This window comes from Ruegeria sp. CL5 (genome assembly GCF_056536485.1).
Map to the genome: position 1 here is coordinate 293,382 of NZ_JBQFPS010000003.1, position 12,735 is coordinate 306,116.

Consider the following 12,735-nt stretch of genomic DNA (forward strand, 5'->3'; position numbering starts at 1 on the left):
ATTGCGAAGAAATAATTAATTGACATATGGATGGCACTATCAATAAAAAAATATGATGTATTAGAGAGCGCTAGATTTGCAGAGCATTCGCGCACTGCAGCGTCCAGCCATATCCGGCATGAGACATCGGCAGGTCATTCCCGAGTGGAAGCTCGAGACATGCAGAAGCCAATCGCTGGGTGCGTAAGCCACGACGACTGGAAGGCCAAAAATGAACACCCCATCTGACAACAGCCCATTCACGGTTCCAAAAGGGAATTTTCGCGGTCACGATCAGCAAGGTGTCTGGTCAGAAAACTACGACCCGGAATTGACCGAGGTTGGTCCGGGAACACCCTGCGGCGAGTATCTGCGCCGGTTTTGGATGCCCGTCGCCATGACTGATCAAATTGGAGATCTTCCTTATCGCCTCCGAATTCTGGGCGAGGATCTGATCCTGTTTCGCGAAAAGAAAAATGGCAGGCTGGGATGCACCCATCTGCATTGCTGCCACCGAAACATGAGCCTGGAATTCGGCATCGTGGAAGAAGGCGGCATTCGCTGCTCTTACCATGGCTGGAAGTATGGTTTGGATGGGACAGTTCTGGAAACACCATGCGAACCCCCTGCGTCTCAGGTCAAGAAAAAGGCCTGTCTCGGGGCGTACCCGATCATCGAATACAAAGGGTTGGCTTTTGCCTATATGGGTCCGGCAGATAAGACACCGCCTTTCCCGGTTATGGATACTTTCGATGATGAAGGTGATGAACTGGTACCGTATCTCATCAAGTCACCCTGCAACTGGCTACAGGTGATGGAGAACGCGTGGGACCCGTTTCATGTGGTCTATCTGCACACCAAGGCTGCGCGGGTGCAGTTCCACGAAGCATTCGCGCATATGCCGATGATTGAGTTTCACGATAGTCAGACCGGCGATTTCTATACCAATGTGCGTCGGGATGGTGATTTCATCTGGGTGCGAGTACATGACCACATGTTGCCATCGTTCACTCAGAATGGCGGGCATTTCCCAATTCCGGATCGATCAAGGTACTTTGGACGCGGTGGGCTGTCACGATGGATCACTCCGATTGATGACACCAACACCATGGTCATCGCATGGCGTCACTTTCGGGAGGAGCGGTTCAACGACGACCCGCGCGGCATGACCAATCGGGACGAAGTGGGCTTTGGCAAAACCGATTTCTACGGCCAGGGTCCGGATCGCCCCTATGAAATGCGGCAACGCGATCCCGGTGATTATGATGCCTGGGTCAGCCAGGGCCCAATCAACATCCATGCCCGAGAGAACCTGTCATTCACAGATCGTGGCGTGGCCAAGGCGCGCCGGATGTTGCGCAATGCGATCCGGGCCCTGGCAAATGGAACTCCACCTGCACAGCCAACTGACAATTTCAAGGGTATAGTCCCGACTTATGCCGGGGATACCGTGTTGAAAATCCCGTTGCAGGAAGGTCGTGATGATGGCGCCCTGCAGAAAGAAGTCTCGTTCAAGGTTGCTGATATTCTGAAGTCCGGCGATCATCTGCAGGGGTTTGAGCGCCGCACTTTCATCGAAAATGCTTTGAAAGAATACGAGGCAAGCTGGTCATGAGCACGCGAATCCCTCACAACCCGGGGCGGGTTGATTGGTCGGGCGAGAACCCGGGCATCTATCTGAAACAGCAGCCCGATCAGGCCCATTACGATACGCTGGCGTTGTTCTTTCGCGTGGTTCTGTCCCCATATGGTCGTGGTCATGCAGCAATTGTATTGGGCGCGCCAGACGAGGCCAGCGGCTGGCCGAAAGTCTCAAACCTGATCATGACCGACAACCAGCGTATGATGCGCTGGATCGTTGAAGGCTGGGTATCCAAGATGCCAACATTTGTTGGCAAACCCGGCCTGCAGGCCATGACCTGGCTGGATTGTGATAGCGTTGAAAAGCGGCCCGGTGACCTCAAGACACGCTATTCCGAGACCCTGCGTGGTTCGGGTGTGACATTGGACATGATCTGGCAGGATATGGGGCCACCGCTGCCGGTGGAAGTCACACGCGAAAACTCGGCGACCAAAGAACACGAGATGTATTCCGTATTTCTTGAGGCCAAACAGGCTCAGGTCAGGATCAACGGCACCGCCCTGCGCGGTCAGGTGGCAGATCGCCAATTCTTTGGACGCACGATGAGCACGGCCTTTCTGGCCTTCTCGGAAACCTGGGTTACCCCTGCGGAGGACACCTGATGCCCCTGAACGAGCCCATCACCCCCGGCGTTGTTGACTGGACAGGCGAAAACCCGGGCATCCTGCTTAAAGACGAGAATGGCAATTTTAGCGCCTTGGCGCTATTCTTTCGGGTGGCTTGGTCTCCGGTCGGTCAGGGGCAGGTGCTGTTGCTTCTGGGATCGCCTGATCAGGTTGAGGGTCCACCGAATGCCCCAAATGTCATCCTCAGCGACAATCCCGAACTAACCGCGTTCCTTAAAAAGAACTTTATCAGTAAACTGGCTGCTTTTGCCAATGCGCCCTCGTTCGCAACCCTGCCTGAAATTGGGGCACATGCCGTGCGCAGTTCGGGCGACCCAATGAGCCATCGGTATACCGAAACAATCGCAGGCGGACCTTTGACGGTTGAACTGGTTTGGGAAGGCTTCGAAGCACCTCGTGCATTGGAACTGTCCCCGCATGAGGTCGCATCGGGTGAGCAAAACATGTTCTCGCTACTGGTTCCTGCCCATGCGGCCCAGATCATCGTCAATGGCCACACGCTGCCGGGTAAGTTGGGTACGCGCGTGCAGGCCGGGTATGAGACCACGACCGCATTTCTCTACTTCTCGGAAACTTGGATCATTCCTCCGGAGGGATCATGACCCTACACCCGTCAGACCAGTTGGCCTTTGATCGGGCGATGGTCACACAGCCGGTCTGGAATCGATTCAATACCGCAGCTGACGCGCTTGACCTGCCAGAAAATGTACTGTTGCACGCAGGTCCAGCCTTTTCGCGCCCCGCGGATATCACCGCTCCGATCCTCAATTCAGCTTGTGTTGCTGCAGTCTGGGAAGGTCTGTCCCGTGACTTTGATCAGGCCGAAGCGATGATCATGGCAGGTGAGATCGCGTTACGCCCGGCACAGGAGCACGACGTCGTCACACCGCTGGCAGCCGTGGTGTCCGCCTCCATGCCGTTGCATTCGGTCTACGACGCATGGCGCGGTCAGACGAGGGTTTTTTCCCCGATCAATGGTGGGGCACGCCCGTCGCTGCGATTGGGTCTGCGCTCGGACGCTGTTCTCGAACACATCCGCTGGCTGAACACGCGCTTTCTGGATGTGCTGCAAAACGGTCTGGCCGAAGGGATTGCGTTGGTTCCATTGGCGGTTACGGGGTTGGTAGGTGGCGATGATTGCCACGGGCGCACACCCGTCGCAACTGAAGCGTTGGTTGATGAACTTAAGGATCGCACATCCGGTGGCATCAATGACGAAGATGTTCTGGAGTTCATGGCGAACTCTCCTTCGCTGTTCCTGAACCTCTGGATGGCGGCGACCAAGCTAATGATGAAGCTTGCCGAAGGTGTCGAAGGCTCCAGTTTTGTGACGGCAGCAGGTGGAAATGGGCGCGAGGTTGGCATTCAGATCTCGGGCCTACCGGGACGGTGGTTTACTGTTCCCGCAGCACCGCCCAAGGGTCGCCTAGATACCGACTTACCCGAAGACCGCGCCCTGGGTGCCATCGGAGACAGCGCCGTGGTCGAGGCCTTTGGCCTTGGTGCCATGGCCATCGAACTTAGCCCCGAGCAGAAAAAGGTTCTCGGCGCTTATCTACCTGACAATTCCAACGCACGGGTAACAGGTCTGTCAGCAGGTTCTCATCCCTATTTTCGTTCTCTGGATATTCGGCTTGGCTCAACTGCGCGCGGAGCGGTGGCGCAAGGTTCTGGTCCAGCAGTTGGGCTTGGCATACTTGATAGGTTGGGTCAGGCTGGTCGGTTGGGTGGTGGCATCTATGACATGCCGGTCGATCCATTTTCAGCTGCTGTGAAAGCACTCAAGGCATGAGTGATTTATGTCGCCGCAGCGCGCACGAACTGGCCCGACTGATCCGGATAGGAGAAGTCAAGCCATCGGAGGTCATGCAGGCACATCTCGAACGGATCGCACTTCGCGAACCTGTGCTCGGGGCATTTCAGCACCTTGATGCAGATCGCGCCATGGATCGGGCACTGGCTGCCGATAATCGGCAATCTGACGGGCCGCTCCATGGTGTCCCATTCGTAATCAAGGATATCATCGATACCGATGACATGCCGACCGGTTGGGGCAGTGACCTGTATTCTAATCGACAACCGGTAATGAACGCGGCCTGCGTTCAAATGCTTCTCGATGTGGGCGCCATTCCTATCGGCAAGACAGTTACGACCGAGTTCGCCTATTTCCGGCCCGGCAAAACTGCGAACCCGCACAATCCAGGCCATACTCCGGGCGGCTCATCATCGGGTTCTGCTGCTGCTGTCGCTGATTTCGTGGCGCCGCTGGCCTTTGGATCACAGACGGCAGCATCATTGATCCGACCGGCTGCATATTGCGGAGTACATGGATTTCGCCCTACGATCCATGGCTACCCGCTTTCTGGTGTGATGGGATTGTCGCCAAGCCTTGATACGCTCGGGGTACTCGCCCGTCATCCATATGATCTTGCACTTACCGATGCGGTTCTACGCGGCATCGAGCCGCCTCAACGAGCGCGTTTTGAGGACAGTTTGCCGCGGATCAGCCTGATGCGCGGACCACACTGGATGGATGGCTCGATTGAGATGCGTGACACCTGCACCCGTGCTATGTCCGCCATTGCAGCCGCAGGATCGGAATCTGGCGAAATTGCCCACCCTGCTATTTTTTCTGAACTCACCTCGGCACATCACACTGTAATGGCATATGAGACCGCACGATTACGCCGCGATGAATTCGAAATGGGATTGCCCGCGATCAGTCCTCAATTTCACGCGCTGATCGAAGCCGGGTTAAAGATCAGCGAGGTGGATTACCAGCATGCTCTGATCCTCCGTGATCGCGCTGGACTAGTATTGGAACAGATTTTTGGGGATACCGATGCCCTTCTAGTGCCGTCTGCGCCAGGTTCGGCCCCAGTGGGCCTTGAAGCGACTGGAGATCCCTTGTTCTCGCGCATGTGGAACCTTTTGCAGGTTCCTTCGATCGCCATCCCATTTGGGACCGACCAAAATGGATTGCCATTAGGGATACAGCTTGTCGCGCCAAAGGGCTATGACGCCCGGCTACTGGATATTGCGCAATGGGTCAGTAACATCCTAAACCCATTGAGTTGAATTTTTCCGGTTCGTCTAACCGATTAACGGCAACAATATCGCCAACGAAATTGGTATGCTAACGGCTGCTATCAATGTCTGAAGCGTGACGATTGCGGCCATCAAAGGCGCGTCCCCGCCTAGTTGCTTGGACAAAGTGTACGATGAAGCCCCCGTAGGCACCACGGAATAGACCACTGCAATCTGCAAAACATCCTGAGGTAACCCGACAAGTATTCCGATACAGAGCGCAGCAACCGGAAACACCATCATCTTGCCGACAATAGCCAGCATTAGAGGCAGCGCACTCGCCGCCATCGCCCGGACACGCAGGTTTGCGCCAACAGCCAGCAGAGTAATGGGCAATGCGCCCGCCCCAAGAATGTCAGCCACCTCGTGGACAACAGGAATGCGGTCACCGATCATCTGGTTGGCCCCAATCGCCAATAGGATCGAGATGACATAGGGATTTCGCCCAAGCTCACGCAGGATAGCGATCGGCAATCGGGTCGCAGAATCCTGTTTCAATGCCCCCACCATCATGACCACCATGACGATGTTGGTGATAGGCACCAGTATGGCTGTCGCCAGAATAGCGATGTCAAACCCCACTGGACCGTATAGATTGGCTGCAAGCGCAAGGCCTATGAATGAGTTATGTCGCGCACTTCCCTGCAAGATCGACGTCGCCTGCGGTGCCGCATATCCCATCAGACGGGCACTGATGACTGCAAACACCAGCGCCGCCAAAAACCCACCCAATATGGTCATCGAATAAAGGCCAAGCGCAGATTTATCTAACGGCGATAACGAGATCTTCGTGAATAACAGGCAGGGCATCAAAACCCAATAAACCAGCTTGTCATTCAGGTTCCAGAAATCGGTGCTGGGAATTCCACCTTTACGAAGGGCCAGACCCAACGCGATAATCAAAAAGATCGGTAATATCGAAGTCAGAATTGTAAGCATCTAAAATCAATAATAAATCTGGGCTGCACTTCGATATACTGTCATACAGTGATATTCGACACAACTCGACCGCCACCCATTCAAGCGCTTTCGTCCGTGTCTTCGTCGATCACAGCCATTGCATCAATTTCAACCAACAGTGAAGGGTCGGCCAAGCCTTGCACGACAACCCCGGTCGAACAGTGATGCACGCCCTCGAACCAGCGGTTGATCGCCTCGTAAACCGCTGGCCGGTAGGAAATATCAGTGACATAGACCGTCAGCTTGCAAATATCGGCAAGGCTACCTCCGGCCTCTTCCATCCAGCGTTGAATATTGCGGCAGGCCTGATCCGCCTGGGCACCAGGATCATCTTCGCCGACGAGTGTCCCATCCAGCAAAGTTCCAACTTGGCCCTGCATGAAGACAAAATCGCCCCGCGCCCGGATCGCCTTGGAATAGGTCGCCTGAGCGTGATAGCGGGTTTGATATTTGTGAATATGTGTTCGTGCCATTCGCTTTTTTCCCTCTAGGCGACGGCACGGGAAAGATAATCCTCGACCATATCGCCAAAGCTCTGCTCTACGGCAAATTCAAAACCATCTTCACACCGCACAATTAGTGCTTTGAGGCCAAACAATTCAGTATAGGTTACGGTTTCTTCGCCGAACTCAGTTTCATGTATATCCAACGGACACGCAATGGACATCACTTCATCCGCTTGCGGACCGGTCACTCGAAAAAATGTCAGCGTATCCGAAATCCGCACGATGCTGATTTCCGCCGGACAATTGGTTGGGCTGAGACGTTTCTCCAGTTCGGCTTCCTGCTCCAGCGGAGCGCGCGCGATCCACTGGTTTCGCCCGACATGATACAGTTCGACTGAAGCTTGACCTGTCCGAGAGTTTGGTCGCTCTGGCAGTGTCGACAGAACATCAGCTGCCCAGTTTTGAATGGCAGCTGGACTCCCTTTGAGATCAAACAGCGCGTTTAGGGGTTGGCGCACTATTGCCACGTCATAAGTCATCTCAGGACCTCAAGAGCTTGCCGTCGGGATCGTGGAACACCGGCTTGGTGATTTTGACCGGGATCACGTCATCTTTCAGGCGGACATGAGCAGTTTCCCCGTGTCGGCTATGACCATTCTTCAGCAATGCCAACCCGACCCAGCGATCGTTCACAACACTCCAGACGCAGGCAGTTACAAGGCCTTCGGTGGCCTCTTTACGACCTCCGGGGGTTAGCGGCGCGCCTTCTGGCACTTGCCTGTTGTGATCTTCGGGTAGAATGCCCACCAACTCCCGCCGAGTTGCCGTTCCTTCGCGACGCAGCTGTATCGAGCGTTTGCCAAGATAGTCTGTCTTTTTCTTCGACATTGCCCAACCCATCCCAAGGTCATAGGCATCCACTGTGCCGTCGACTTCGTGTCCCAGCGACAGAAAGCCCTTTTCGACACGCAGCACGTGGCTCGATTCCGATCCTACCGGGAGGATACCAAAGGGGGCACCTGCCTCCATCACCTTGGCCCATAACGCTGCCATGTGGCGTGGGGCAACATTGACTTCAAAGGAAAGTTCACCCGTGAAACTGACGCGAACGATGCGCGCGGGAAAACCTGCGAAGGTCCCATCCCTGAAAGACATGAATGGAAACGCCTCGGGCGACAGGTCGACATCTGTGCCAATAGCCTGCATCACATCGCGCGCGCGCGGGCCGCAAATCGTGGCGTTGTTCCATTGGCTTGTCACCGTCGTGATCATCACCTGCCAATCCGGGAATTCTGTCTGAAGCAGCTTTTCCATATGCTGATTTATTGAATCCGCATGACCGGTAGAGGTGGAAACAAGCCATCTGTGTTCATCAAGCCGGAACACCACGCCATCATCCAGGATCAGCCCATCATCCGATAGCATCAGCCCGTAACGACCATTGCCAGGCGTCAGCGAAGACATCACGTTCGCATAGATAAAATCCAGGAATTGCGGGACATCGCGGCCTTTCAACTCGAATGTCCCTAACGGTGAGCCATCATAGACGCCAACGCCTTCCCGAACGGCACGGCATTCACGGCTCACTGCGTCTTGCAGGCCTTCACCCTGTTGAGGGAAATAGCCCGGGCGATGCCAACGCGCACCGGCCTCATACATGACCGCGCCATTGTCTTTGTTCCACTGGGTGACTGGCGTGTGCCGATAGGGGAACAGAACCGAATCCTCGCGTAGCCCGCCGATCGCACCGAAGGACACAGGTGTGTAGGGCGAGCGGAAAGTGGTTGTTCCGACCTCTTGCAACGGCACACCTTTTTGCATCGCAACAGTGCCGATGATGTTGATGTTGCCGGTCTTACCCTGATCAATACCCATGCCGCCGGTGGTATAGCGTTTGACGTGTTCGACATTGTCATAGCCCTCACGCAGAGCCAGATGCACGTCACTGACAGACACGTCGTTCTGAATATCCAGAAACGCCTTTCCGCGCTGGCCAGGCAGGTCTACCCGCCAAAGTGGCTCAATCTCATATGCAAGCTCCTCGCCCCCATCGATAATCTGATCAAGTGTCAGTTGCCCAGCCGCAGCGCCAACCGCTGTGCAGTTCTGCACTGGTTGATAAGGAAGAAAGGCAGCCAAATCTTCGTCAAACCTTAGAGTGCTGCGAGATTGAGACCACAAATGTACAGTCGGGTTCCATCCCCCTGAATGCGCAAGCAAATCGCATTCAATCCAGTTTACAGAACCCGATGAGGAAACGGCTTTTACTGCTTTGACCCCTTTATGACCGCGCACATCTCCAACAACGGTTGAAGATTGCACAGTGATTTCGGGCACCAATTCCAGTGCGGCCTGAGGTACGCTTGAGCGACTGTCGAGGATAGCCTCAACCCGCACCCCTGCCGCGATCAGATCAGAGGCGACTGCATATACACTGTTGTTGTTGGTAAACAGGACCACTCTTTTTCCGGGGGTAACCCCCCATCGGTTGCAGTAAGCCTGTACCGACGATGCCAACATAACCCCGGGCCGGTCGTTGTTGCAGAAGACCATGGCGCGTTCGGTTGCGCCTGTGGCGATAACCACTTCCCCCGCCCTCACGCGCCAAGAACGCTCAATGATGCTTCCCTGTACAGGATTACGCTCATTTACAATCAGCAAATTGTGTTCGCGATATGCCCAGACAGTCGCATTCTGCAGATGGGTGACATTGGCCATCTTGCGCAGCTCCTGAACGGCATCTTCCACCCAACCCAGTGCAGGTTGCCCATCGATGGAAAGATTGCGGTTCAACAGGCTGCCGCCTGCCTCAGAGCCTTCGTCGGCAAGGAATACGCGCTTACCCGCCCGTCCTGCGTTAAGCGCTGCCTTCAGTCCGGCGGGGCCTGCGCCTGCGATCAAGACATCAGCATGGGCGTGGCGCGCTTCGAAATGCCCCGAGGATGGTGGCTGAGCTGGTGCAGCAGCCAACCCGGCAGCTTTGCGGATTGAAGGCTCAAAAAGATGCCAATTGGGCCATTTGAACGTCTTGTAATAAAAACCGGCCGGTATGAAACGGCTGAGCAGTTGATTTACACCGCCAATATCAAACTCGGGCGATGGCCAGCAATTCACCGAACGCGCGCTTAGCCCGTCGCGCAAAGGGACGGTGGTTGCCGGGCGGTTTCCCGAGGCATCCTCCCCATCCAGCTCCACCAGTGTCGCGGGTTCTTCGGGACCATGACCAACAATGCCACGAGGGCGGTGATACTTGAAACTGCGCGCCGTAACACGAACACCGTTGGCCAATAAGGCCGAGGCAAGAGTATCGCCTTCAAACCCCTCATAGGATTTGCCATTGAAGGTAAATCGCAGAGTTCGGCTTCGATCAATCCGCCCACCAGATGCACAGCGGTTATTCTGAGTCATCTGGGGCCTCCACGATGTCATGGGTCCGGGTATCACGCCAAATCGTGACCCACTCGCCACAGCCTCGCGCATGCCACCACCGTTCCAGAACTGGGCCTAAGGGGTTTGGCACCACGGTCAGATACTCGATCCATTCCGCGTCGCTAACGCTGTTCGGGTCGGGGCGGTCTGCACCGACCGCGCCTCCAAAGATAAATTCGCTTTCATTACGTTTGCCGCAGAATGGGCAGGGAATTAGCATCATGAACCATACCCTCCTAACGCGCCGTGGTTGTCCCGGCTTCCATCACAAAATCCAGATGGCGAAACCGGTTGAGCGTAAACGAAGACATCAGTGGATGAGGCTCGCCCTTGGCCACCAGATGGGCAAGCGTCAACCCACCTGCGGGGATGGCCTTGTATCCGCCCCACCAACCGGCTGTCACAAACAAACCGGGCAAGTCTGTCTGATCCATAATGGGTGAGGCATCGTGAGCAATGTCCAGATGCCCGCCCCATTGACGCATAAGTTTGAGTTTCTTGAACGACGGGAACAGGGAAAGCATCGCGGTTACCGTGTCTTCAAACACGTTCTGCTTAATATCGCGTCGGAAACTCTGACCCATATCCGGTGCACCACCGATCACCATTTCTCCCTTGTCGGATTGGCTGAAATAGAACCCGCTGTCAGGGCAGTTCACTATGACGTCCACTAATGGTTTCACCGGCTCGGACACAAATGCCGTCAGGTTCATCGTGCGCAAAGGAAGCTTCAGCCCGACGGTTTCGGTCAACGTTGTGGTATGGCCTGAGACGGCGACAACAACTTTTTTGGCACGAATCCTACCGCGATTGGTTTCGACACCGCTGATATGGCCATCAGCCCCGCGGATCAGAGATTGAACTGCGGTTTGCTGGTGTATCTCGACCCCAAGCGCATCAGCCGCGCGCGCATATCCCCACGCCACTGCATCATGTCTGTTCACGCCAGCATCCGTATGCACCATGCCGCAAATTACAGGCAAACGCGCATCCGGGCCGCCCCCGGTCAGCGCGGGTATTCTTCTACGCAGTTCGATCTCCGATATCTGTTCGTAAGTCGATCCATAAATATCCATCGCCAGTTGCCGTCGCCTGAGCTCGCGCAACTTGGGCCAAGTTTGCACAACATCCACCATGGTGCGCTTCGAATGCATCATGTTGAAGTTCAGTTCGTGCGTCAGACCCTCATACATGGCGACGGATTTGACGTAGAAGGGGATCGACTCGTCCCGCATGTAATTGGATCGGATGGTCACCGTATTACGAGCGATATTGCCACCACCTAGCCAACCTTTTTCAACCACAGCGACGTCTGTAATGTCGAATTCTTTGGCGAGATAATAGGCGGTCGCAAGACCGTGCCCCCCAGCACCTATCACAACAACCTCGTACTGGTCTTTGAGCGGGGGGGAACGCCAAGCCCGCGACCAGTTTCGGTGCCCTGAAAGTGCATTCCGGGCGAGCGAGAACACAGAATATTTTTGCATGGTGATCCCAATATTGACCACAAGCAATGTACGGTCAATAAATTATTTTACCATCACGCAAAACTATTGGCCGTTTGACCAAATTGTTGTACGGTGAGTCATGAACTTCCGCATTAAACTGTTTCACCGGAACCTCGCTGGCAAATGGTCTGCCCGGTCGCGGTGGCCTTGTTTCATCATCAATTGCCGCAGTTCACCATCTTACTGACACCACGTGGATCGCGGCGCTTCGCGCCAATTTACGAACCCGCCCGGAAACGGAGTGGAAACTAAATGGATGGATCGGATGACCAAGCCAAATGAACTTAAGGACACACAGGAATCTTATGCGCGCGACGGCGTCGTATTGTTAAAGAACATCCTGTCAGACGACTGGCTAAGCAAATTACAGGATGCAGTTGATACCGAAGTCACAAAAGGAGACCGTTACTTTGCGTATAAAAATATGCGCGAAAACCCCGGCACTTTTCAGGACTATTGCCTGACATCGGATATCGGACAACGCGTAGCTGAGGTATCAGGCAGTCCGTGGACATCGTTAATCTATGACCAGATTTTCGTAAAAGAGCCGGGAACGCGGACTCAAACCGGATGGCACACGGATCAGCCCTATTGGCCCGTGGCAGGACCGATCATGACAATGTGGATCGCACTTGACCCGGTTGACCCCGACAATGGAGCACTGGAATTTGTGCGTGGATCACATGCATGGGGCGCAAAATACCGGCCTTTCAAAACCGATCAGCAAGGCGGTTTCCTGCACTATCTGGAAGAAGATAATCCGGATTACATAGACATGCCGGATTTTGAGGCCGACCGTGCCCAATATGACATCTTCCACTTTGAAAACATGAAACCAGGCGACGCACTCGCCTTTGACGGAATGACCGTACATTCGGCTATGGGCAATCGGACTTCGACACGTCGCAGGCGCGGATACGCAATTCGATTTGCTGTCGAAGGTGCGACCTATGAACCTCGGGATTCGGTTACAGAATGGCTACATGACGATAGTTTGAAACCCGGCGCACCCTTTGCAGGGGGCCGGTATCCAATCATCTATGAAACTGCCTAAGATA

Annotated in this window: 12 protein-coding genes; 6 read left to right on the top strand and 6 right to left on the bottom strand. The window is 54.9% G+C overall.

The genetic code is table 11. The annotated features are described in order from the left end of the window. Positions 1-211 precede the first annotated feature (211 nt). Genes ACR0IU_RS07440 through ACR0IU_RS07460 form a run of 5 tightly spaced genes read left to right on the top strand, consistent with a single transcriptional unit; the run spans position 212 to position 5,325 of the window. Entirely contained in the window at positions 212-1,594 is a 1,383-nt protein-coding gene (locus ACR0IU_RS07440; RefSeq protein WP_480715803.1) for a Rieske 2Fe-2S domain-containing protein, read from the top strand. Further along, on the top strand, positions 1,591-2,223 hold the full coding sequence (locus tag ACR0IU_RS07445; protein WP_170780478.1) for a hypothetical protein: 633 nt from the start codon (positions 1,591-1,593) through the stop codon (positions 2,221-2,223). Before ACR0IU_RS07440 ends, ACR0IU_RS07445 begins: the two co-directional genes overlap by 4 nt. After that, positions 2,223-2,849 carry a hypothetical protein gene (locus ACR0IU_RS07450; protein WP_480715804.1) on the top strand — a complete coding sequence of 209 codons (627 nt, stop codon included), beginning with the start codon at positions 2,223-2,225 and terminating at the stop codon, positions 2,847-2,849. The genes ACR0IU_RS07445 and ACR0IU_RS07450 overlap by 1 nt, the downstream gene beginning before the upstream one ends. Beyond that, positions 2,846-4,039: a YlbE family protein gene (locus tag ACR0IU_RS07455; RefSeq protein WP_170780480.1), complete on the top strand. Its 1,194-nt coding sequence runs from the start codon at positions 2,846-2,848 to the stop codon at positions 4,037-4,039. Before ACR0IU_RS07450 ends, ACR0IU_RS07455 begins: the two co-directional genes overlap by 4 nt. Then, entirely contained in the window at positions 4,036-5,325 is a 1,290-nt protein-coding gene (locus ACR0IU_RS07460) for an amidase (protein ID WP_480715805.1), read from the top strand. The genes ACR0IU_RS07455 and ACR0IU_RS07460 overlap by 4 nt, the downstream gene beginning before the upstream one ends. Positions 5,326-5,340: 15 nt before the next feature. On the opposite strand, the gene ACR0IU_RS07465 is transcribed toward ACR0IU_RS07460, so the two are convergent. From ACR0IU_RS07465 to ACR0IU_RS07490, 6 genes are all read right to left on the bottom strand, one after another. Beyond that, positions 5,341-6,273 (bottom strand): AEC family transporter, encoded by a 933-nt coding sequence (locus ACR0IU_RS07465; protein ID WP_170774369.1) that lies wholly within the window; start codon positions 6,271-6,273, stop codon positions 5,341-5,343. An 80-nt stretch (positions 6,274-6,353) separates the two neighbouring features. Next, positions 6,354-6,767 carry a RidA family protein gene (locus ACR0IU_RS07470; RefSeq protein ID WP_480715806.1) on the bottom strand — a complete coding sequence of 138 codons (414 nt, stop codon included), beginning with the start codon at positions 6,765-6,767 and terminating at the stop codon, positions 6,354-6,356. 14 nt (positions 6,768-6,781) lie between these two features. After that, positions 6,782-7,279: a sarcosine oxidase subunit gamma gene (locus ACR0IU_RS07475; RefSeq protein WP_480715807.1), complete on the bottom strand. Its 498-nt coding sequence runs from the start codon at positions 7,277-7,279 to the stop codon at positions 6,782-6,784. Between the two features lies 1 nt (position 7,280). Further along, on the bottom strand, positions 7,281-10,148 hold the full coding sequence (locus ACR0IU_RS07480) for a 2Fe-2S iron-sulfur cluster-binding protein (protein WP_480715808.1): 2,868 nt from the start codon (positions 10,146-10,148) through the stop codon (positions 7,281-7,283). Further along, positions 10,135-10,392: a sarcosine oxidase subunit delta gene (locus ACR0IU_RS07485; protein WP_319544537.1), complete on the bottom strand. Its 258-nt coding sequence runs from the start codon at positions 10,390-10,392 to the stop codon at positions 10,135-10,137. Before ACR0IU_RS07485 ends, ACR0IU_RS07480 begins: the two co-directional genes overlap by 14 nt. A 13-nt stretch (positions 10,393-10,405) precedes the next feature. After that, positions 10,406-11,656, bottom strand: a complete 1,251-nt coding sequence (locus ACR0IU_RS07490; RefSeq protein ID WP_480715809.1) for an FAD-dependent oxidoreductase — start codon at positions 11,654-11,656, stop codon at positions 10,406-10,408. A 286-nt stretch (positions 11,657-11,942) separates the two neighbouring features. On the opposite strand from ACR0IU_RS07490, the gene ACR0IU_RS07495 reads away from it, so the two are divergent. Continuing rightward, complete coding sequence (locus ACR0IU_RS07495; RefSeq protein WP_480608035.1) at positions 11,943-12,731, top strand: phytanoyl-CoA dioxygenase family protein; 789 nt, start codon at positions 11,943-11,945, stop codon at positions 12,729-12,731. The last annotated feature ends 4 nt before the right edge of the window (positions 12,732-12,735 follow it).

Bases quoted from the DNA above. Each gene is read 5' to 3' on its own strand.
- ACR0IU_RS07440 (WP_480715803.1), top strand. From the start codon at position 212: ATGAACACCCCATCTGACAACAGCCCATTCACGGTTCCAAAAGGGAAT.
- ACR0IU_RS07445 (WP_170780478.1), top strand. From the start codon at position 1,591: ATGAGCACGCGAATCCCTCACAACCCGGGGCGGGTTGATTGGTCGGGC.
- ACR0IU_RS07450 (WP_480715804.1), top strand. From the start codon at position 2,223: ATGCCCCTGAACGAGCCCATCACCCCCGGCGTTGTTGACTGGACAGGC.
- ACR0IU_RS07455 (WP_170780480.1), top strand. From the start codon at position 2,846: ATGACCCTACACCCGTCAGACCAGTTGGCCTTTGATCGGGCGATGGTC.
- ACR0IU_RS07460 (WP_480715805.1), top strand. From the start codon at position 4,036: ATGAGTGATTTATGTCGCCGCAGCGCGCACGAACTGGCCCGACTGATC.
- ACR0IU_RS07465 (WP_170774369.1), bottom strand. From the start codon at position 6,273: ATGCTTACAATTCTGACTTCGATATTACCGATCTTTTTGATTATCGCG.
- ACR0IU_RS07470 (WP_480715806.1), bottom strand. From the start codon at position 6,767: ATGGCACGAACACATATTCACAAATATCAAACCCGCTATCACGCTCAG.
- ACR0IU_RS07475 (WP_480715807.1), bottom strand. From the start codon at position 7,279: ATGACTTATGACGTGGCAATAGTGCGCCAACCCCTAAACGCGCTGTTT.
- ACR0IU_RS07480 (WP_480715808.1), bottom strand. From the start codon at position 10,148: ATGACTCAGAATAACCGCTGTGCATCTGGTGGGCGGATTGATCGAAGC.
- ACR0IU_RS07485 (WP_319544537.1), bottom strand. From the start codon at position 10,392: ATGATGCTAATTCCCTGCCCATTCTGCGGCAAACGTAATGAAAGCGAA.
- ACR0IU_RS07490 (WP_480715809.1), bottom strand. From the start codon at position 11,656: ATGCAAAAATATTCTGTGTTCTCGCTCGCCCGGAATGCACTTTCAGGG.
- ACR0IU_RS07495 (WP_480608035.1), top strand. From the start codon at position 11,943: ATGACCAAGCCAAATGAACTTAAGGACACACAGGAATCTTATGCGCGC.